The 17,896-nt window shown below is 58.1% G+C and carries 20 protein-coding genes and 1 tRNA gene; 16 read left to right on the top strand and 5 right to left on the bottom strand.

Features of this window, described 5'->3' with window-relative positions; all coding sequences use genetic code 11:
* Window positions 1-81 precede the first annotated feature (81 nt).
* On the bottom strand, window positions 82-423 hold the full coding sequence (locus tag KUL77_RS01430) for a 4a-hydroxytetrahydrobiopterin dehydratase (RefSeq protein WP_297142624.1): 342 nt from the start codon (window positions 421-423) through the stop codon (window positions 82-84).
* A gap of 69 nt (window positions 424-492) precedes the next feature.
* Here KUL77_RS01430 and KUL77_RS01425 point away from each other — a divergent pair, with 69 nt between their 5' ends.
* Both KUL77_RS01425 and KUL77_RS01420 read left to right on the top strand, forming a co-directional pair.
* A complete protein-coding gene (locus tag KUL77_RS01425; RefSeq protein WP_297142621.1) occupies window positions 493-1,116 on the top strand; it encodes an NfuA family Fe-S biogenesis protein in 624 nt (207 codons plus the stop codon).
* Between the two features lie 14 nt (window positions 1,117-1,130).
* A complete protein-coding gene (locus tag KUL77_RS01420) occupies window positions 1,131-2,792 on the top strand; it encodes a hypothetical protein (protein WP_297142618.1) in 1,662 nt (553 codons plus the stop codon).
* On the opposite strand, the gene KUL77_RS01415 is transcribed toward KUL77_RS01420, so the two are convergent.
* From KUL77_RS01415 to asnS, 3 genes are read right to left on the bottom strand one after another with little or no spacing between them, the layout of a single operon-like run.
* Entirely contained in the window at window positions 2,789-3,097 is a 309-nt protein-coding gene (locus KUL77_RS01415) for a hypothetical protein (protein WP_297142615.1), read from the bottom strand. The genes KUL77_RS01420 and KUL77_RS01415 overlap by 4 nt on opposite strands.
* On the bottom strand, window positions 3,094-3,411 hold the full coding sequence (locus tag KUL77_RS01410; protein ID WP_297142612.1) for a hypothetical protein: 318 nt from the start codon (window positions 3,409-3,411) through the stop codon (window positions 3,094-3,096). The genes KUL77_RS01415 and KUL77_RS01410 overlap by 4 nt, the downstream gene beginning before the upstream one ends.
* A gap of 17 nt (window positions 3,412-3,428) precedes the next feature.
* Window positions 3,429-4,829 carry an asparagine--tRNA ligase gene (gene asnS, locus KUL77_RS01405; RefSeq protein ID WP_297142609.1) on the bottom strand — a complete coding sequence of 467 codons (1,401 nt, stop codon included), beginning with the start codon at window positions 4,827-4,829 and terminating at the stop codon, window positions 3,429-3,431.
* A 255-nt stretch (window positions 4,830-5,084) separates the two neighbouring features.
* Between asnS and rpsF the strand changes: the two genes are divergently transcribed.
* From rpsF to KUL77_RS01355, 10 genes are all read left to right on the top strand, one after another.
* The gene (gene rpsF / locus KUL77_RS01400; RefSeq protein ID WP_297142606.1) at window positions 5,085-5,516 is read left to right on the top strand and encodes a 30S ribosomal protein S6; all 432 of its coding nucleotides are present in this window, start codon (window positions 5,085-5,087) and stop codon (window positions 5,514-5,516) included.
* Window positions 5,517-5,527: 11 nt separating this feature from the next.
* Window positions 5,528-5,758, top strand: a complete 231-nt coding sequence (rpsR, locus tag KUL77_RS01395; RefSeq protein ID WP_297142604.1) for a 30S ribosomal protein S18 — start codon at window positions 5,528-5,530, stop codon at window positions 5,756-5,758.
* Window positions 5,759-5,828: 70 nt separating this feature from the next.
* Complete coding sequence (rplI, locus tag KUL77_RS01390) at window positions 5,829-6,284, top strand: 50S ribosomal protein L9 (protein WP_297142602.1); 456 nt, start codon at window positions 5,829-5,831, stop codon at window positions 6,282-6,284.
* A 333-nt stretch (window positions 6,285-6,617) separates the two neighbouring features.
* The gene (locus tag KUL77_RS01385) at window positions 6,618-7,796 is read left to right on the top strand and encodes a tyrosine-type recombinase/integrase (protein WP_297142600.1); all 1,179 of its coding nucleotides are present in this window, start codon (window positions 6,618-6,620) and stop codon (window positions 7,794-7,796) included.
* Between the two features lie 438 nt (window positions 7,797-8,234).
* Window positions 8,235-8,432, top strand: a complete 198-nt coding sequence (locus tag KUL77_RS01380) for a hypothetical protein (protein WP_297142598.1) — start codon at window positions 8,235-8,237, stop codon at window positions 8,430-8,432.
* 2 nt (window positions 8,433-8,434) lie between these two features.
* Window positions 8,435-8,755 (top strand): helix-turn-helix domain-containing protein, encoded by a 321-nt coding sequence (locus KUL77_RS01375; RefSeq protein WP_297142596.1) that lies wholly within the window; start codon window positions 8,435-8,437, stop codon window positions 8,753-8,755.
* Window positions 8,752-10,851, top strand: coding sequence for an AAA family ATPase (locus tag KUL77_RS01370; protein ID WP_297142594.1), 2,100 nt, complete (start codon window positions 8,752-8,754; stop codon window positions 10,849-10,851). Before KUL77_RS01375 ends, KUL77_RS01370 begins: the two co-directional genes overlap by 4 nt.
* The gene (locus KUL77_RS01365; RefSeq protein WP_297142591.1) at window positions 10,848-11,270 is read left to right on the top strand and encodes a DUF5681 domain-containing protein; all 423 of its coding nucleotides are present in this window, start codon (window positions 10,848-10,850) and stop codon (window positions 11,268-11,270) included. Before KUL77_RS01370 ends, KUL77_RS01365 begins: the two co-directional genes overlap by 4 nt.
* The gene (locus tag KUL77_RS01360) at window positions 11,267-11,611 is read left to right on the top strand and encodes a hypothetical protein (protein ID WP_297142589.1); all 345 of its coding nucleotides are present in this window, start codon (window positions 11,267-11,269) and stop codon (window positions 11,609-11,611) included. Before KUL77_RS01365 ends, KUL77_RS01360 begins: the two co-directional genes overlap by 4 nt.
* The gene (locus KUL77_RS01355; protein ID WP_297142587.1) at window positions 11,608-11,838 is read left to right on the top strand and encodes a hypothetical protein; all 231 of its coding nucleotides are present in this window, start codon (window positions 11,608-11,610) and stop codon (window positions 11,836-11,838) included. The genes KUL77_RS01360 and KUL77_RS01355 overlap by 4 nt, the downstream gene beginning before the upstream one ends.
* A 149-nt stretch (window positions 11,839-11,987) precedes the next feature.
* Here KUL77_RS01355 and KUL77_RS01350 read toward each other — a convergent pair.
* Window positions 11,988-12,062: transfer RNA gene (locus KUL77_RS01350), tRNA-Val, on the bottom strand.
* Window positions 12,063-12,218: 156 nt separating this feature from the next.
* On the opposite strand from KUL77_RS01350, the gene KUL77_RS01345 reads away from it, so the two are divergent.
* From KUL77_RS01345 to KUL77_RS01330, 4 genes are read left to right on the top strand one after another with little or no spacing between them, the layout of a single operon-like run.
* Window positions 12,219-12,938, top strand: coding sequence for a polysaccharide biosynthesis/export family protein (locus KUL77_RS01345; RefSeq protein WP_297142584.1), 720 nt, complete (start codon window positions 12,219-12,221; stop codon window positions 12,936-12,938).
* Window positions 12,939-12,960: 22 nt separating this feature from the next.
* Entirely contained in the window at window positions 12,961-15,264 is a 2,304-nt protein-coding gene (locus KUL77_RS01340) for a polysaccharide biosynthesis tyrosine autokinase (protein ID WP_297142581.1), read from the top strand.
* Window positions 15,265-15,267: 3 nt separating this feature from the next.
* Window positions 15,268-16,587, top strand: coding sequence for a J domain-containing protein (locus tag KUL77_RS01335; protein WP_297142578.1), 1,320 nt, complete (start codon window positions 15,268-15,270; stop codon window positions 16,585-16,587).
* Window positions 16,584-17,726: a tetratricopeptide repeat protein gene (locus tag KUL77_RS01330; RefSeq protein WP_297142575.1), complete on the top strand. Its 1,143-nt coding sequence runs from the start codon at window positions 16,584-16,586 to the stop codon at window positions 17,724-17,726. Before KUL77_RS01335 ends, KUL77_RS01330 begins: the two co-directional genes overlap by 4 nt.
* Window positions 17,727-17,896: the final 170 nt, after the last annotated feature.

Genomic DNA, 17,896 nt, shown 5'->3' with positions numbered 1-17,896 from the left:
TACGTCCGTGTAGGCTTCTCGGTGACATCCATGTCACCGAGAGTCGGCTCACCCTATGGACACCCGGTTCGCTAATTGTGCTTACTCGCTGAGGCGATCCGCCTTCGCTGCGCAAATAAAATCGTTCTCACTTAGCCCGCCCACATCGTGGGTGGAAAAGTGCACCACGCAGCGCCCGTAATGTACGGATAGGTCAGGGTGGTGGTCTTCGCGATTAGCGATATGGGCAAGGGCGTTCACGAATGAAATCGTGTGGTAGTAGTCGGGGAACGTGAACGTTTTGCTGAGCACATGCCCGTTCTCAGCCAGCTCCCAGCCCTGAATTTGCGGCATAAGTTCGCGAATTCGCGCCTCACTGAGTCGGTGTTCATGGCCTTTGCGCGGAATACAGTGCGCTTGGACAAGTGGGGTCATATCATTCATAGGGCGCTCCTTCAGGCGAAATTTCGTTTGGTGCAAGCATGCGCCTGCGCAGCTCGTTAGAATAGCCAGATGATCCGGATTTCTGAAACCGCCAAAACCCATTTCCGTAAATTGATCCAGCGCGAGGCCATTCCCGGTTTGGGGGTGCGTTTGTCGGCGTTGAATCCGGGTACAACGCGCGCTGACGTGCGGCTGGAGTTTTCCGAGCCGGATGAATTGTCTGGCGACGAATGGGCGATTGATTGCGAAGGCTTCACGCTATGGCTTGACGCGCCGAGTGCGCCCTTCCTAGAAGATGCAGAGATTGATTATGAGCTGCAGGCCACCGGCGGGCAGCTGCAAATTCGCGCACCCAAAATTAAAGGCGTGGTGCCGGGGCCGGGCGAGCCGCTGCCGGTACGTGTGCAATGGGTGATCGATAACGACATCAATCCGCAGCTCGCCATGCACAAAGGCCATGTCACGCTGAGTGATGTGACTCCCGAAGGTGTGGTGCTGCTGAATTTTGGCGGCGGCTGCCACGGCTGTAGCATGGTGGATATCACCCTAAAGCAAGGCGTGGAGAAAACGCTGCTGGAAAAAGTAGCAGGGGTCACCGGCGTGCGTGATGTCACCGACCATGCGTCTGGTAGCACGCCGTTTATGTCGTCTGGCAAGCAAGCCGGATCCTCGCCCTATAGCAAGAACGCTTAAGGGACGGCGCGCGCGTGACGACAGCTGATGACGTCATCGCCGCACTCAACCAGCGGCGTTTGCGCAAACGTGGCCAGCAAGATGCTGGTGAATTGCCCGTGGGCTGGGCGCAGTGGTTTGCACAAGGGCAGTCGAAGCGACGTGCGCAAGCGGCGCGAGGCCGCGCTGAAGAATGGGTAGGGGCGCTGGCGCAGCGGCTGACCTATACGCAAAGCAAAGCACTGAAATTAGGCATCCCGTTTTTTCACCTGCGTGCACTTGCGCGGCCGCATGACCCGCGTGAGGAGCGCGTGCTGCGCATTGGTGTCGGGGTCGTGGATATCGTGTTCCATCTGCTCGTCACGGCGCTGTTGCTGTGGATGATGTATCTGCGCTTTGTGGCGCTGGAGCAGACGCCGGAGGAAGAAGGGCAGGTTGTCCAGGTTGAATTTATTGGGCGCGGCAATGCAGAAGAAGGTGGCGGCGCACTGGCTAATGCGGGGCAGGCAGCGAACACGTCGACGGCTTCAGCAGCCCCGGCCACGACTGCAAATGTGCCTAATACGGAGGCAGTAAAGTCAGTATCGCCGCCTGAGGCGCAAACGGCCGAGGCTTTGCCTGAAACGGTGCACGTCCCTGAGATGGCATCAATTGATCTAAGTAAGCCAACGCCGGAGCTTTCCCTTCCCGCTGCGCAGCCCTTGCAGGTGACTGAGGTCAAAGAGCCGCAGCCCGAGAGTTTCCAGCTACCTCCGCCGCGGGAGCTGGCGATCAAAACACCTGTTACGACGTTGCAAGACGCGCAGCCAAAGCAGCAGCCGACGCAAATTGAAGTGCTGCACGCGCAGCCGGTGCGTACCTTGCAGGTGAAAACGGCGGAAGCCAATCTCAAAACACCCGTACTAAGGCAGCAGGCGCAGGCGATTGAGGTGTTCGTGCCGAATGCGGCTACGCAGGTAAAAACACTGGCTGCACCTACGGCTGCTGCGCAGGCGGAGGCGAAAGTGCCGCAGCTACGTACAGCCGCGCGTGAACTGCCGCTAGCCACCGGTAAAGACAATGCTGCGGGGGATCAAGCGACGGCCGCTGCTGCGGGGCATGCACAAACAAACACCGGGCAGGGTGCTCGTGCTGCAGCGGTGGATGGGCGCGGCGTGACACAGGCGGGCACTGGCGCAGGCCCGGGCGCGAAGCCCGCCGCCGGGGGCTGGCCGGGGCAGGCCAAAACAGATGATTGGGGTGCCTCAAAGCGCAACGTGGCCGGCACAGGTAATGGCGCGGGTACGCATGGAAATGGAAAACCCGGGTTATTTAACGACGATGGCAGCGCGCGCCTGCCAGATCAGTGGTCAAAAAATAACGTGGTCGATCTTGATCGCTCTGGAACATGGTTGAAACGGCCGGGGCTGGAATACAAAGGCACACGCTTCGACCAATATTGGATTCCTGAAGGGACGCTGCTTCAAGAATGGGTGCGGCGCGGTATCAAACAGCTTTCAATCCCCATTCCTGGCACGAAACTCAAACTGCACTGCGTTGTGTCGCTGCTGCAGTTTGGTGGCGGCTGTATGCCGGTCAATCCCGATGTCAACGAGCAGCCGGCAACAGGGCGCAAAGCCCCGGATATTCCGTTCAAGCCTGAATTACAGGAAGACAACGGCAGTGTGCGCCCGCCGCCTTCCGTCGATCCGCCTTAGGCGCGCGTACCGAGCTGTTGGATCATCTTGCCGCGTAGTTCGATATCGCTAGCGGCTGCAGGGGGTGAAACTTCCTGCAGCGAAAATCCACGCGCAAGCGCATCTTCTTCATCGATGCCGCTGTATTCCACAAATTCAGCGTCCATAAGCGCTGCGCGGGCAGTATCCATGCTGTCATAAGCCAGCGTGTTGCCGTCGCTATCAAAGACTTCGGCTGTGCCTGCGTCACGCTCGCGCAAACGCGCCCATACAAGAGTGCGGCCAAGGCTGGCGAGCCACCAGCTATCGTTGATTGATTGATTCATTCCATTGCCCTGCCAATGACCCATAACACCCCGCCCATCGCGATGCCGAACAAAATGACCGACAGGGCGATGCGTGCGGGTGTGGCAAGCCCAGATAAATTACGATCGGGGCTGCTGCGATAACCGCCGCGCAATAACCACCAAAGCGCGGTGGGTTTGAGAAATGCACCTTGTCCTAATACGGCGGTGATCTGCGGATGTTTGTCGCGGATATGCACAAGCGCCAGCGGCCAAAAAATCAAAAAGGCGGTGGCGCCTGCAATAGCGATAGCAAAGCAGGTTAGTGCAAGAAATAGGATTAAGTCGGAATCCATTGCAGCCCTTTAATGCGTTAGAACTCAGCGCTGCCCGGTGCGCGCGGGTAGGCAATTGCGTCGCGGATATTTGCTAGGCCGCAGACATACACTACCAAGCGCTCGAAGCCGAGGCCAAAGCCGGCGTGCGGCACCGTGCCGTAGCGACGGAAGTCGCGGTACCAGCTGTAATGCGCCGGGTCGAGACCAAACTGCGCCATACGCGCATCGAGTACGTCGAGGCGTTCCTCGCGCTGGCTGCCGCCGATGATTTCACCAATGCCGGGGGCCAGCACATCCATCGCGGCCACGGTTTTGCCGTCGTCGTTCATGCGCATATAGAAGGCTTTGATTTGTTCCGGGTAGTTCATCACCACCACCGGGCGGCCCACGTGTTCTTCGGTTAGCCAGCGCTCGTGCTCGGTTTGTAGGTCAAGCCCCCATTCCACTGGGAAATCAAACTTCTTGCCCGACTTCTGCAGCAGAGTAATAGCGTCGGAATAATCAATGCGCTCAAACGGTGCGTTGATGAAGGCTTCAAGGCGTGTAATGGCATCTTTTTGCACGCGTTCGGCAATGAAGGCCATATCGTCGGCGCGCTCGTTCAGAACAGCCTTAAATAGGTACTTCAAAAACTCTTCAGCAAGATTGGCATCGTCGTTGAGATCGGCAAACGCGATCTCCGGTTCGATCATCCAGAATTCGGCCAAATGGCGGGTGGTGTTGCTATTTTCGGCGCGGAAGGTGGGGCCGAAGGTGTAAACCTTGCTCAGGCTCAGGCAATAGGCCTCGACATTGAGCTGGCCGGAGACGGTGAGGAAGGTTTCCTTGCCGAAAAAGTCGCGGGAAAAGTCCACATTGCCCTTGCCGTCGCGCGGCAGGTTGGCGGTGTCCAGCGTGGAGACGCGGAACATTTGACCGGCACCTTCGGCATCACTGGTGGTGATGATCGGCGTGCTGATCCAGTAGAACTCGCGTTCGTGGAAGAAGCGGTGCACCGCCTGCGCCAGGCAATGGCGAATGCGCGTTACCGCGCCAAAAAGATTAGTGCGCGGGCGTAGGTGGGCGAACTCGCGCAGGTATTCCAGCGAATGCTGCTTGGGCTGCATGGGGTAGGTGAGCGGGTCATCCACCCAGCCCACTACTTCAATATGCGATGCCTGTACTTCAAAACTCTGCCCTTGGCCTTGCGACTTCACCAAGGTGCCGGTGGCAATCACCGAGCAACCGGTGGTTAGGTGCTTCACCTCAGATTCGTAATTGTTCAGCGCATCGGTTGCAACCACTTGGATAGGCGCAAAGCAGGAGCCGTCGCTGACATTGACGAAACTTAGCCCGGCTTTAGAATCGCGGCGGGTGCGCACCCAGCCACGTACGGAAACCTGGCCACCCTCAGGGGCGTGTCCTGCTAAAAGCTGGGCCACCGACATCGTCGTCATTGTTGTTGAGTCCTAAATGCTGCAATTGCCAATAGAGCTTCGCAGTTTACCGGAGCAATGCGGCTGAAATGAACCAAAAAATTGCAGGTTGTAGCCAGGTGTTGCCTAGTGTTTGCGCGCAACTCATTGATTTGCCATAATGGGCGGCTCCCCGTTGCGGGAGTTCTTGCTCGAACGCGCCGGTTTCAGTGTTGAAACAGGTGGCCGAGGGCTTCCGGCAGGCATCCGCCTGCTGCCATCCATAAGGAAACGACAATGCGTCATTACGAAATCGTGTTCCTGGTCCATCCGGATCAGAGCGAGCAGGTTCCGGCCATGATCGAACGCTATAAAAGCGCGATTGAAGCTGGTAACGGCAAAATTCACCGCCTAGAAGATTGGGGGCGCCGTCAGTTGGCTTACCCGATTCAGAACTTGGTCAAGGCGCACTACGTGCTGCTGAACATCGAGGCCGAGCAGTCTGTGCTCGACGAGCTGGTGGAAACCTTCCGCTTCAACGACGCCATCCTGCGTCACTTGGTGATGCGTCGAGACGACGCCGTGACCGAGCAGTCCTTGATCATGAAGAACAAGGACGAAAAGGGTGATAAACCCGACCGTCGTCGCCGTGACGATGAGAGCGACAATGCCGTTGGCACTGGCGACTCTGATTCCGATTCTGATTCCGCCGATCTTGACGCAGCCTGAGGAGCCCAACCATGTCTAAGTTCTTCCGTCGTCGCAAGTTCTGCAAATTCACCGCCGAAGGCGTGACCGAGATCGACTACAAGGATCTCAACACCCTGCGTCAGTACATCACGGAAACCGGCAAGATCGTGCCGAGCCGTATCACTGGCACCAAGTCCAAGTACCAGCGCCAGCTGCAGGCCGCCGTTAAGCGCGCGCGCTTCTTAGCTCTGATCCCGTACACGGACAACCACAACGTCTGATTTTTCCGTCCATTCGGACAGCAACCGTTGCGGCGCATCCCTGTGCCGCTAACGAATACGGAGTTCCAAAATGAAACTGATTCTTCTGCAAAAAGTCACCAACCTCGGTGGTCTTGGCGACACCGTTGACGTGAAGCCGGGCTACGGCCGTAACTTCCTCGTGCCGCAGGGCAAGGCCGTTCCGGCCACTGCTGCTAATTTGGCTGAGTTTGAAGCCAAGCGCGCTGAGTACGAAGCCAAAGCCGCTGCCTCGCTGTCTGCGGCGAACGGCCGTCTGGCGAAGTTGGCTGACGTCAGTATCAGCATCTCGGCCAATGCTTCGCCGGAAGGCAAGCTGTTTGGTTCGGTGGGCCCGCGCGAAATCGCCACCGCCCTCAGCAAGCAGCTGGGTGTTGAGTTCCACAAGTCGGAAGTGGTGATGGGCGAAGGCCCGCTGCGTAACGTGGGTGAGTTCGAAGTGCACGTGCACCTGCATGCGGACGTCAACTCCACCGTCAAGGTTGTGATCGTTCCTGAGCACGCCTAATGCCCTTCTGCGAATGCGTCTGCATTCGCGTCTGAGCAACAAAAACCCCGGCCTTGCGCTGGGGTTTTTGTTTGCGCAGAAAAATGTATCGAAGCGCGCTGCGCGAGCCAAAAATCAGGCATAAAAAAACGGCCTAAGCCGTTGATTTATTTGGTGGGCGGTGCAGGGTTCGAACCTGCGACCCTTGCCGTGTGAAGGCTTAAAAATTGGGTTTTTAGGCGTCCGTGTTGTATGTAAGTGATTGATTTAATTACACCGTGGACTCTTGCAGACGCCTATGGTTTTCCATACTCTTTCCATACTCGCCATTTAGGCGTAGTGAAAGAGGCCGCAATGAACCTTCGGAAAGCGCGCGGGATTGACCTTAAGACGGTTGATAGCCGCGACAAGTTGAAACCGCGTGCAAGCAAGGAGCCGTATTGGCAAGCGCTATCGTCTGGGCGCTATCTAGGCTTTCGGCCGTCTGTGGGCACGGGGCAAGGCACATGGTTGGCACGCTTCCATGACGTGGACACGGGCGCGAAGCCTAGCCGCACTCTAGGCGACTTCGGAACGCTAGCGCCGAGTAAGCGCTTCGATGCGGCCAAGCGCGAGGCCGAAGAATGGTTTAACCACCTGAGTGGCGGTGGCTCAAAAGAGAGCATTACCGTTCGGCAGGCGTGCGAGCGCTACGCCGAGGGCAACGCGGAAGCGGCAGGCAGATTTGCGCGCACCGTGTATAACGATGCCATTGCAAAGGTGCAGGTGGCCAAGTTGACGCGGGTACAGGTGCAGAACTGGCGGAAGCGGTTGGAAGCCATGCCCGCGCTGGTGGCGAAGAACCCGAAGGGGGAACCGATCTATCGGCCGCGTTCGGCGGGCACCGTGAACCGCGACATGGTGCCACTACGGGCGGCGCTGAATCTAGCGCTGGATCATGGCGACGCCTTGAACGATCAAGCGTGGCGGGTGGCCCTGCGTCCGACGAAAAAGGCTGATGGACGCCGCAATATCTATCTGGACAAGGCGCAGCGGCGCGCGCTGTTGGATCATCTGCCGGAAGATGTGCGAGCGTTCGCACGTGGGCTTTGTCTGCTGCCGTTGCGGCCGGGCGCACTAGCGGGGCTGAAGGCGGGCGACTTTGACGCACGGCGCGGGGAGCTGGTTATCGAACGCGACAAGGCGGGCGAGGGGCGGGCCATTCTGGTTGAGGGTGAAACCTTGGCGATGCTGAAAGCACAGGCTAGGTACAAGCTGCCAGCGGCACCGCTGTTTGCCCGTGTCGATGGTGCCGCGTGGCAGGCGTACATGTGGAAAGACCCGATCAAGGCGGCGGCGAAAAAGGCGAAGCTGCCCGCTGAAGTGGTGGCCTACACGCTGCGCCATTCCACGATTACCGACCTAGTGCAGGGCGGGCTAGACCTGCTGACCGTGGCGCAAGTCTCGGGAACGTCGGTGGCGATGATTGAAAAGCACTACGGCCACCTGCAACGCAATCGAGCGGCGCAAGCGCTGGCCGGGCTAGCACTGTAGCAACACTGACACCGTGACCCCGTAGGAAGGCGACGGCCTAACCGAACACCCGAACCTAGTCCGACGGGGCGAAAACGCCATTACCCTGCGGCGCTGGTGCGGATATTTGTTGTGTTGACATGGAAAGATATTGGAGATAATTTGCCCGTGTCCTTAGCCGTTGTGCGGGACGTAATTCAGTAGCTGATAGTCCGAACTGCATTTTCTCGGGAAGAGTAGATATAGATCAGGCTATTGGGTAAGCCCGGGATGGGTGAACTACTACTCGAACGATAGCCGTTAGCGATGATGGTGCAGTACCGGGGCTCGGTACTTGCGCGAGCCGCTACGTAATAGGCCGGGGATCGGCTGGCGATCAAGCAATGCTGCGAAAGCGGCACTAATTGCTTGCGCCAAGCCCATCTGATTGCTTGCCGCAAGCCTCGCAATGAGGCGCAAATGAACACGCAAACCCCTACCTATCGACCGATGGTTGAAACCTGCCGTGAGTACGGCATTAGCCGATCTGTTGCTTTTGATTTGGCCAAGGCTGGCCTGATAGACACTTTCCGCATTGGCCAGAGGCGCTATGTCTATCTGGACAGTCTGCGCACCTTGCCGGAACGGCTGGCGGCTGAAGCCGCAAAGGTGGCCTGACCATGGCCGCAATCCAGAAACGACAAAGCCCGGTAGGCGCCGGGCTGAGTGTCGAGCAATCACAAAGCTACTACGCTGCTAAGCATAGCAAATCAACGGCCACAGGGGCACAACAAGCCCGCGTGCTGGCGTTGTTGCGTGAAGCGCCACGTTCAACGGCGGAGCTGCGCAAATTTGGGATTTTTTGCCCTGCGCCGCGCGTTATGGAATTGCGCGCACAAGGGCATGTAATTCTGACCGCACGCGAGCCTTACACCGACGATAACGGCTACTGGCACCGCAACGCTGGCCGCTATGTGCTGCTACGGGAGGCGGAAGAATGAACGCCAGCCTGCAGACATACGCGGCCATGTATCAGGCGGCGGGTTTTATCCCGCTGCCGATTCTGTCAAACAGCAAGCACCCGGCCTGCAAGGGCTGGCAGACTGGCACAACACCGGAGGCGTTCGCAATGCACGGCGGCAATATCGGGCTGACCTTTGGCGCTGGCCTGTTTGTGCTGGATGTTGACGTGAAGAATGGCGCCAATGGTATGGACACGCTCGAGGGGTTAGAGGCCAAGTATGGCGAACTACCGGCCACGCTGACCGCTGAAACCCCAAGTGGAGGGCGTCATATCGTTTTCAGGAAGCCCGAGGGTGTCAAGCTGGGCAACCGCGTAGGCATTATGCCGGGGCTGGACGTGCGCGCGGCGGGCGGCTTCATCGTCGCCGAACCGTCAACACTGGACGGCAAGAACTGGCACTGGAATGACTGGCAACCCGACACGGGCGAATTGCCAGAGATTGCCGACGCGCCGCAATGGTTGCTTACTGCTATTTCCAAGCCAGCACCAGAGGCCGCAGAACGCGCCACAAGCGCCACCGGCGGCACTGCCGACGCCTACACCACGCGCGCGCTGGAACGTGCCACAAGTGCCGTTCTAAGTGCTGCTGAGGGTGCGCGCAATGACGAACTCAACGCCGCCGCCTACGGGCTTGCCCGGCTGGCCGCTGCCGGGCGGCTGGATTGGGGCCAGTGTGAGCATGTATTGACCCGTGCAGCGCGCGCTGCCGGGCTTGAGGATGGCGAGATAGTGGCCACACTCGCCAGCGCCTACGCGGCTGGAATGGCGTCACCGAATCATGAAGGTGAGCCGGACACGGGCGAGGAAGCGGAACCGCTACTGCTGCCGGTATCGGTTGGCGACGTGCTGACCAATCCAAGCAAGCCGCCGCGTTTCGTCTGGGGCCACTATCTGCCGCGTGGCGTGGTGGCGCTGCTGGGTGCGCATGGTGGCACTGGTAAGAGCACCATTGCGCTAATGCTCGCGGTTGCCGTAGCCACCGGGCAGGAACTATTCGGCATTGAAACCGAACGCTGCCGCGTGCTGTTTGCGAGCTTCGAAGATGATGGGGCAATTGTTCGCCACCGGCTAGAAACGATCTGCAAGCAATGGTTCATTGAACCGGCAGAGCTTGAAGGGCATTTGGTGATTGTGGACGGCACCGAGTCGCCGGAGTTGTTCACCACCACCGCACGTGATGCGGGAAGCGTGACCCCGACCTATACCCGGTTGGAGGCGATGGCCGAAGGGGCTGGGCTGGTGATTGTGGACAATGCCAGCGATACGTTCGGAGGCGACGAAATCAACCGGCGGCAGGTGCGCGCTTTCATGCGTTCACTAGGGCGCATTGCAAAAGCCAATGATGCTGCTGTGTTGCTGTTGGCGCATGTGGACAAGAACACCAGCCGGGCAGGCAAGGCGGCCAATGGTGAAGGCTATAGCGGCTCAACGGCATGGCATAACAGCGCGCGTTCGCGGTTGTTCATGGTGCGCGATGAATCGGGCGAGCTGAAGCTATCGCACCAGAAAACAAACTTCGGGAAGGTTCACCCGCTGTTGTCCCTTGATTGGCCTGAGGATGGCTTGCCGCAGTTGTCCCATGCACAACCTGGCCCTGTGGCTGCTGATTCTGGCCTACTGGCAGAACTGGACACGCGCGCGCTGCTGGCACTGATTGCCGAGTTTTCCGAACGCGGCGAACACGTCACCACCGCCACCACCAGCCGCACCCATGCGGCCAAGCTGCTGGCCAGTGAGCCAACCTATCCCAAGAGCCGGAAGCCTGCCGACGTGTTCACGCTGCTGCGCGAGGCAGAGCGAGCCGAGTATATCGAGCGCATTACCTACCAAGGGGCAGACCGCAAACCCCGCGAGCGCTGGAATGTCACCAGTAAAGGGCGAGAGTTTGCCGGGCTTGCGGCGACTGCGGCGACTGCGGCGACTGTGCAAGTTACCGCACTAAGCGCACAGGCTGCTGATAGTTGCGGCGACTGCGGCGACTTCAGCGCGGGGGTTATAGGGGGAAAAGAGAGCGCACAAGTAGGCGCAAAAGTGAGCGCAGCGCCTGAACAATCAGAGGGCAAACAAGGATGACCGCTAAGAAACCGCACCGATTCAAACCCGGCCAGTCTGGCAATCCCGCTGGCCGTCCAAAGGGTTCCGGCTTGTCTGGTGAGCTGCGCCGCGCCATTGCTGCCGACGCTGGCGAGATCGTCACCGCCATGATTCAGCGCGCGAAGGATGGCGACATGCAGGCCGCGAAGGCGCTACTAGATCGCGTATTGCCTGCACTGAAATCTGAGGCCGCGCCGGTATCGTTGCCAAGTCTTGCGGCTGGAACACTCACAGCGCGCGCTGAGGCTGCGCTTGCGGCTGTTGCTGAGGGTGACCTTGCACCAGACACCGCCGCCGCACTGGTGGCCGCTGTGGGCACCTTGGCGCGCGTAGTGGAAACGTCCGAACTGTTGGCGCGTATCGAGGCGTTAGAGGCCAGTACCAAGGTGGCACCATGAACAACCTGCACGCGCGTGTTGAGCGGCTGGAGGCGCGCAAAAGCCCGCGCGATTGGAGACAGGCGAGCCGAGATGCATTACTCACGTTCCAGCTTGCCAATGCTGACAACATGCCCACCCGTGACGGCTGGCAGGCTGTGCCCGAGGTGAAGGGCGGGCGGCTGGTAGCTGCGCGCTGGTGTCGAGACCTTGGGTTTCGTGATGGCGTGCCCCCGGCTGGCTTGAGCGCAGCGGAGCGGGCTGCATGGCATTTCTTGCAAGAGTACGAACCGATGACACCGCGCGAGTTTGCAGCGTTTGAAGCCGAGGCGCAGCGCCGGGCTGAAGGGGGCAACACATGACCACCCTGCGCACGCGCATTGAACGCTTGGAGGCCAACCGCGAGCGGGGGCAGGCCGTGCCGTCCATCATCCTGATTGCCTCGCAAGGCGTGGAGCCTGTCGGCATCATGCGCGGCGATGGCTTGCGCCTAGGTCGTTTGCCGGGCGAGTCGATGGACGCGCTACTGAAACGCGCTGAGGCGCTGAGCGTGGGGCCGTGCGAACTTTGGAGCGAGGTAAGGGAGTAAGCGCGCCTGCCGACACTGCCAAGATGAAGCCCGGCCATGTGCCGGGTTTTTTGTGCGCATGAAGACGAAAACCGGGAGCCGGTTTTCCATACTCTTTCCATACTCGCAAATCACAGGCACAAAAAAACGGCCTAAGCCGTTGATTTGTATGGTGGGCGGTGCAGGGTTCGAACCTGCGACCCTTGCCGTGTGAAGGCAATGCTCTACCGCTGAGCTAACCGCCCGGAGGAGCGCGTATTCTACATGAATACGGAAGTTCGGCAAGTGGTTTTTCGAAAGTTTTTAGGTGGCTTGAAAATTAGTTGGCTTAATCAAACTCTTAGCGGTAGGCATGGGAGTGCTTTGTACGCATAATACGCTGTCCTATCGGAGAGAATGCGATGCGCAACTGGATGCGTTTCTTCTTAATCACCGTGTTGCTGTCCTTATTGGCGGCCTGCGCGAGTGGCGGCAGTGCCAAGCGCATGCCGGTCAACGCGGTGGCTGGCGATGAAATGCCTGCGCCGGATACCACAGCCGCATCAGGTGCATACAAAGGTGGTACCGATTACCGCATTGGCTCGCAAGATTTGCTGGAAATCAGCGTCTTTGGTGTAGAGGATTTGGATAAAGAAGTGCGGGTCAATTCCAATGGGCAAATTTCGTTGCCATTGATTGGCATTGTGATGGCCGGTGGGATGACCATACCGGAGCTAGAGGCCGATCTTGGCAAACGCTATGCCGATGGTTTCTTGCAAAATCCGCAGGTGAGCGTGTTCGTCAAGGAGTACACCAGTCAGCGGATTACGCTGGAAGGTGCGGTCAAAAAGCCAGGCATCTATCCCATTACTGGCAAGACGACATTGCTTCAGGCCATCGCCTTGGCGGAAGGATTGAACGACCAGATCGCCGATCTCGGTGGAATTATCTTGATGCGCCAGGTGAGTGGAAAACGCATGGCCGCCGTGTTTGATCTGCGCGAAGTGCGTCGCGGCGTTGTAGCGGACCCTCAGGTCTATGGCGATGACATCATCGTTGTCGAAACCTCGGGCTCGAAGTCGGCCTACCGTCGTTTCATCGAAAGTATGCCGGCGATTGGCGTGTTCCGCTGGTTCATGTAAGAGTTTCAAGGATTGATACGCAATGACTGATGATCGACTGCCCACCGGCCCTTCAGGGGATAACGGCCAGCTTCCGATGCGTTCGGATCGGCAGCCAGACTATGCGCTTGCCCAAGTGCGCCAAGATGGTGCGCTGGCGCTGCAGCTGCAGGAAGATCGACGAGACGATGATGAAATCGATCTGCTGGCGTACTGGCACATCCTCCTAAAACGGCGCCGTCTGATCGTAACGGTACTTGCGGCGGTGGTAGCGATAGCACTGCTGGTGACATTGCTGGCAACACCTATCTACCGCGCGACAACCGTGCTGCAGCTGGACAAGTCTGGTACGCAGGTGGTGCGTGTCGATGGTCTACAGCCAGGGGAGGTGGAGGGGCGCGATCCTGAGTTTCTGCAGACGCAGTACGAGCTGCTTAAAAGCCGATCGCTGGCCGAGCGCGTGGCCAACGAATTGAATCTCGATCAGGCAGCGATTGAGCAAAATTTCGACTCCGGATGGATCGGGCGAATGCTGACGCTGCTGCGTCCACAAACCAAAGAAGATAAGCAGCAAAATGCTGCGCAAGCGCAGGCCGATGCGGCCGATGAGCTGCGTAAAGCGGCCACCTTGATCGGTAACGATCTGAGCGTTGAGCCGGTGCGCAACTCGCGTCTGGTCAAGGTTAGTTTTGATAGCCCTGTGCCGCAGTTCTCGGCGCGCGTGGCCAATGCTATTGCAGACGGGTTTATTGCATCGGGCTTGGAGCGCAAGTTCGGCGCTTCTTCGTATGCCAAGGGTTATCTTGAAGATCAGCTAAAGCTAACCAAGGCGAAGCTGGAAGAATCCGAGCGCAAGCTGGTGCAGTTTGCTCAGCAGGAAAACTTGGTCACCGTTGGCGATAAGGATCAATCGCTGGCGGTGCAAAATTTATCCCAGCTCAATAACGCACTGGCCGCAGCACAAGATCAGCGGATTCGTGCGCAAGCACGTTGGCGACAGGCCTCCAGTGGGGCAATGCCGCCCGATATGATTGGTAACTCCAATATCCGTTTGCTGCAAAAAAGCCGTGGTGAACTGCAAGCGCAATACCAGCTCAAATTGCGCACGTTCAAGCCGGATTACCCGGAAATGCAGCAGCTCAAAGGGCAAATTGACGAGCTGGATCGCCAAGTGGCGCAAGAAGTTGGCAACGTGCGGGCTTCGGTTAAAGCAGAGTACGACGCGGCTTCCTCACAGGAACGCATGCTGGAAGGACAGATTGCCGCACTGCGCAGTGAAGCACTGGATGTGGACGGTCGCAGCATTCAATACAATATTTTGAAGCGTGAGGTGGATACCAACCGCCAGCTCTATGACAACTTGCTGCAGCGTTTCAAAGAGGTAGGTGTTGCAGGCGATGTGCGCAGTAACAACATCTCGGTCATCGATCGTGCTGAAGTGCCGAAAAGGCGCTTCAAGCCCAATCTTGCACTGAATCTTGCCATTGGCTTGCTGCTGGGTGCGATGCTGGGTGTGCTGTTGGCGTTCTTGCTGGAATTCTTGGACGACACGATCAAGACGCCGGAAGACGTCGAGCAGAAGTTGAAACTGGCTGTGCTTGGTATTATTCCGAAGCTTGGGCAGAAGGAAAATGTGGCCGACTTGGCGAAAGACCCCAAGTCGTCATTCTCGGAAGCGTATCGTTCGGTGCGCACAGCGCTGCAATTTGCCACCGATCATGGTGTGCCTAAGACGCTGCTTGTCACCAGTAGTGGCCCCGGTGAAGGCAAATCCACCACGGCGCTGGCACTGTCACGTAATCTTGTGCAGCTAGGTAAGCGCGTGTTGCTGATCGATGGCGATTTGCGCAACCCGTCACTGCATAAAACACTGGGGCTGCGCGCCGAGTTTGGTCTTAGCAATCTGCTGGCCGGCGGCTGCACACTGGCAGACGCCACGCATTTAGTTGATGACGGAAGCCTAAGCGTTGTGTTGGCTGGGCCGCTGCCACCGAACCCAGCGGAGCTTCTTTCTGGGTCAAAGCTTGTGTCGCTGCTGACTATTGGCACTGAGCGTTTTGATCACGTGGTGATCGACGGGCCACCGGTACTAGGATTGGCCGATGCGCCTATTTTGTCGAACACGGTGAGTGCAACGATTCTTGTCGTTAATAGTGCGAAAACCAAGATTGGTGCTGCTCAAGTAGCGCTTAAACGATTGCTGGTGGCGCGTGCGCGTGTTGTGGGCTGCTTGCTGACGAAATACGACTCACGCACGGCGGGTTATGGATATGGCTACGGTTATGGCTACGGCTCGTATTCGTATTACGCTTACGGTAATGATGCAAAAAAGCTGACAAAGAGTTAAGGCATGACGGGCGCGAATGGCAACGCGCTGGAATGGGCGCTGGCGCTGTTACAAGCGCCAGAGCAACGCCATGTGTTGAAAGCTCGACCACTGCCATTAGGTGTCACTGAACTGCTTGGAATCGCAGCCGGTGTAATGCCAGATGTGTTGGCGGATGCAAAGCAGCGTTTTGCTGAACCAGAGGCAAGGATCTGTGAGGCCGCGCGCTTTTACGCGCGCGAAGTATTGTTTTATCCGCAAGCAGATGCGTATCGAGTTTTAGGTGTTTCGCCAGATGCTGCGGCGGAGCAGATCAAAGCCCATCATCGTGTGCTGCAGGCTTGGCTGCATCCCGATCGGCTACGTAGCGACGACGACGCTGTTTTTGCCGCGCGTGTGAACCACGCTTGGAATCAACTGCGCACGCCTGAACGTCGCCGGGCTTACGATGCCAATCTGCAAGGTGCGGGCTATGTCGTTGCACCTAATCTACAGCGGCGCAAGCCGGTGTGGCAGGCACAAGAAGAAGGCGTGCTGCCCGCATGGCGACGCAGATGGCCTGTGTTGGTGCTGCTGACACTCTGCGCGGTACTACTATTGCTTAGCGTATATGACGGGCTGCAGCGCCCAAGCGATCATCAAGAATACGTGGCGCATGCAGCCGCTGAGACGGAGTCTGGTTTTTCTGCATTGCGTATAAAGAATGCGCAAGGCGCAGAGATGCAGCAGGCAGATGCACGTCAGTCATCAATGGATGTCATTACTGCAGTGCGGGAAAAGCTAGGAATAAAGCCAGTTGAGCCTTCTTTGCGTCCATTAGATGGGCGGACGAGCCCGGTGGTGAGCCAACCACCGGTGCACACAGTCTTCTCAGAAAATGATCTCAATGAGCGGGGTGCGGTCACGTCTAAAGGTGAAACAATTGAAAGGGCCGGCCCCTCTCCAGCAGTACCCTTAAAGCCAGCACTTGTTGAAGCCCCACCCGTAGCACACACCGTGGATCAAATAGCGGTGCGTTCACCGGATTTGGAGCAGGTTGTGATGGCGCAGCAGGCGGGTGGTCAATTATTGAATTACCTGCAAACGCCGAAACTGCTCTCGCCCCCAATATGGAACAGCCCGGCTGTGCAAAACCGCGCAGACCGCTTGCGTGGGGAATGGCATGCCTCTGGTAATGTGCGCATGCAGCCCGCGCAATGGCGAATCGGAACAGAAACGGCTGAGCTAACAGCAAGGTACGCGATGCGCAAGAGCGCTTCTGAGCGTGGACGTTTGGTAGCGACGCTACGCTGGCGTGATGGAATTTGGCTTGTGACAGACCTTAATTTGGAACCATTGCAATGAAGCAAACGGCGCGCATCACGCTGCTAACCTTGATGAGTGGGCTGGCTCTGTTTGCTGCTTGGCGGATCGTGGGCATGATGCAGGCTGCGCCGGCATTGTCAGACGCAGATCCAAAACAGGCGCAAGCCGCAGCACTAGAATTGCTTTCTACGGAACCCCTGCAGGGCAAGGCGTTTGTTGTGCTGGCGCGCGCAAGTGAAGTGCTGGGCGATAAAACACGGGCGCTCGCTCTATATAAAATTGCCGCGCGCCGCGCGCCGCGAGATCAAGCAACGCGGCTTTGGCTTGCGCAGCATTATCTAGCGCAGGGCGCCTATGATGATGCCTTGGTGCAATTGGATGAATTACTGCGATTAGCGCCGAGTCAAGCCAGCAAGATCAATCCTGCGTTTGTGCAAATGGCGGTGGATCCTAGTTTCGCTGCAGCACTCGCGCGTGTGCTCAATAGCGACCCGCCGTGGCGTGCGCGCACCCTTGCGGCACTGAGGGCCCCAACAACGGGGAATGCGCTGGCGGCAGATCAGGTGATGCAAAGCCTACAAGACCAGGGCGGATTAAGTGAGCAAGAATACGCGGGCTGGATGGATAGCTTGATGGCACAAGGTCGCTGGGGCGATGCTTATGCACGTTGGGCAGGAACAGCCGCGAAAGAAAATGGGCGCCTAGCCGCGCTTTACAACGGCCAATTTGAGTCCGAAGTGTCCGGCGTGGGTTTTGACTGGCGGCAGCGCCGCGTGCCTGGCGTGCTGCTCTTGTTCGTCCCTATGCAAGGGATCCCGGGGCGTGCGGCTAGCCTGCAATTTTTAGGCAGACGCGTGCCGGGGGCTGGCTTGGAACACCCGTTATTCTTGATGCCCGGCAAGTACCAAATCAGTATGCGAATGCAGGCACAGAACCTGCGCAGCGAGTTGGGATTGCAATGGGTAGTGGCCTGCGCGGGGCGGGCTGGTGTCGTCGGGCGCAGCGAGCCCATTGATGGAAGCTTTAGCTGGCGCGAGGCGTCGTTCAGCTTTTCCGTGCCAGCGGAAAACTGCCCTGGGTTATGGCTACGCCTGTTGAATCCAGTGTCAGGCGGCGCTGCGCAAACGGTTTCTGGTGATTTGTGGCTTGCCGACTTCGTGCTAAAGCCAGAGGAATAGGCCTAGGCGCATGCATGTCGATATTGCATTTGTCCTGTAAATACAGTACTCTTCGCGCCTTCAGTGGAGGCATTTTACGAAAATTGCCTTCACTGCCTTATCGATAATGCAGCGGCTGCCGTGGGCAGTAACGCGGGTCGATTCGGGCTCGTGGTTTTCGGAGTTTTAGA

Origin of the sequence: Thermomonas sp. (assembly GCF_019104945.1) — a bacterium.
In the GTDB taxonomy this organism is placed as follows: Bacteria; Pseudomonadota; Gammaproteobacteria; order Xanthomonadales; family Xanthomonadaceae; genus Thermomonas.
The sequence above is the reverse complement of the archived record's forward strand: the minus strand, read 5'-3'. Positions and strand labels throughout refer to the sequence as shown.

What these genes read in the sequence shown, in the direction of transcription:
- rpsR (WP_297142604.1), top strand. Translation starts at nt 5,528, where the DNA reads ATGTCTAAGTTCTTCCGTCGTCGCAAGTTCTGCAAATTCACCGCCGAA.
- KUL77_RS01370 (WP_297142594.1), top strand. Translation starts at nt 8,752, where the DNA reads ATGAACGCCAGCCTGCAGACATACGCGGCCATGTATCAGGCGGCGGGT.
- rpsF (WP_297142606.1), top strand. Translation starts at nt 5,085, where the DNA reads ATGCGTCATTACGAAATCGTGTTCCTGGTCCATCCGGATCAGAGCGAG.
- KUL77_RS01375 (WP_297142596.1), top strand. Translation starts at nt 8,435, where the DNA reads ATGGCCGCAATCCAGAAACGACAAAGCCCGGTAGGCGCCGGGCTGAGT.
- KUL77_RS01425 (WP_297142621.1), top strand. Translation starts at nt 493, where the DNA reads ATGATCCGGATTTCTGAAACCGCCAAAACCCATTTCCGTAAATTGATC.
- rplI (WP_297142602.1), top strand. Translation starts at nt 5,829, where the DNA reads ATGAAACTGATTCTTCTGCAAAAAGTCACCAACCTCGGTGGTCTTGGC.
- asnS (WP_297142609.1), bottom strand. Translation starts at nt 4,829, where the DNA reads ATGACGACGATGTCGGTGGCCCAGCTTTTAGCAGGACACGCCCCTGAG.
- KUL77_RS01345 (WP_297142584.1), top strand. Translation starts at nt 12,219, where the DNA reads ATGCGCAACTGGATGCGTTTCTTCTTAATCACCGTGTTGCTGTCCTTA.
- KUL77_RS01380 (WP_297142598.1), top strand. Translation starts at nt 8,235, where the DNA reads ATGAACACGCAAACCCCTACCTATCGACCGATGGTTGAAACCTGCCGT.
- KUL77_RS01410 (WP_297142612.1), bottom strand. Translation starts at nt 3,411, where the DNA reads ATGGATTCCGACTTAATCCTATTTCTTGCACTAACCTGCTTTGCTATC.
- KUL77_RS01360 (WP_297142589.1), top strand. Translation starts at nt 11,267, where the DNA reads ATGAACAACCTGCACGCGCGTGTTGAGCGGCTGGAGGCGCGCAAAAGC.
- KUL77_RS01365 (WP_297142591.1), top strand. Translation starts at nt 10,848, where the DNA reads ATGACCGCTAAGAAACCGCACCGATTCAAACCCGGCCAGTCTGGCAAT.
- KUL77_RS01385 (WP_297142600.1), top strand. Translation starts at nt 6,618, where the DNA reads ATGAACCTTCGGAAAGCGCGCGGGATTGACCTTAAGACGGTTGATAGC.
- KUL77_RS01355 (WP_297142587.1), top strand. Translation starts at nt 11,608, where the DNA reads ATGACCACCCTGCGCACGCGCATTGAACGCTTGGAGGCCAACCGCGAG.
- KUL77_RS01340 (WP_297142581.1), top strand. Translation starts at nt 12,961, where the DNA reads ATGACTGATGATCGACTGCCCACCGGCCCTTCAGGGGATAACGGCCAG.
- KUL77_RS01330 (WP_297142575.1), top strand. Translation starts at nt 16,584, where the DNA reads ATGAAGCAAACGGCGCGCATCACGCTGCTAACCTTGATGAGTGGGCTG.
- KUL77_RS01335 (WP_297142578.1), top strand. Translation starts at nt 15,268, where the DNA reads ATGACGGGCGCGAATGGCAACGCGCTGGAATGGGCGCTGGCGCTGTTA.
- KUL77_RS01430 (WP_297142624.1), bottom strand. Translation starts at nt 423, where the DNA reads ATGAATGATATGACCCCACTTGTCCAAGCGCACTGTATTCCGCGCAAA.
- KUL77_RS01415 (WP_297142615.1), bottom strand. Translation starts at nt 3,097, where the DNA reads ATGAATCAATCAATCAACGATAGCTGGTGGCTCGCCAGCCTTGGCCGC.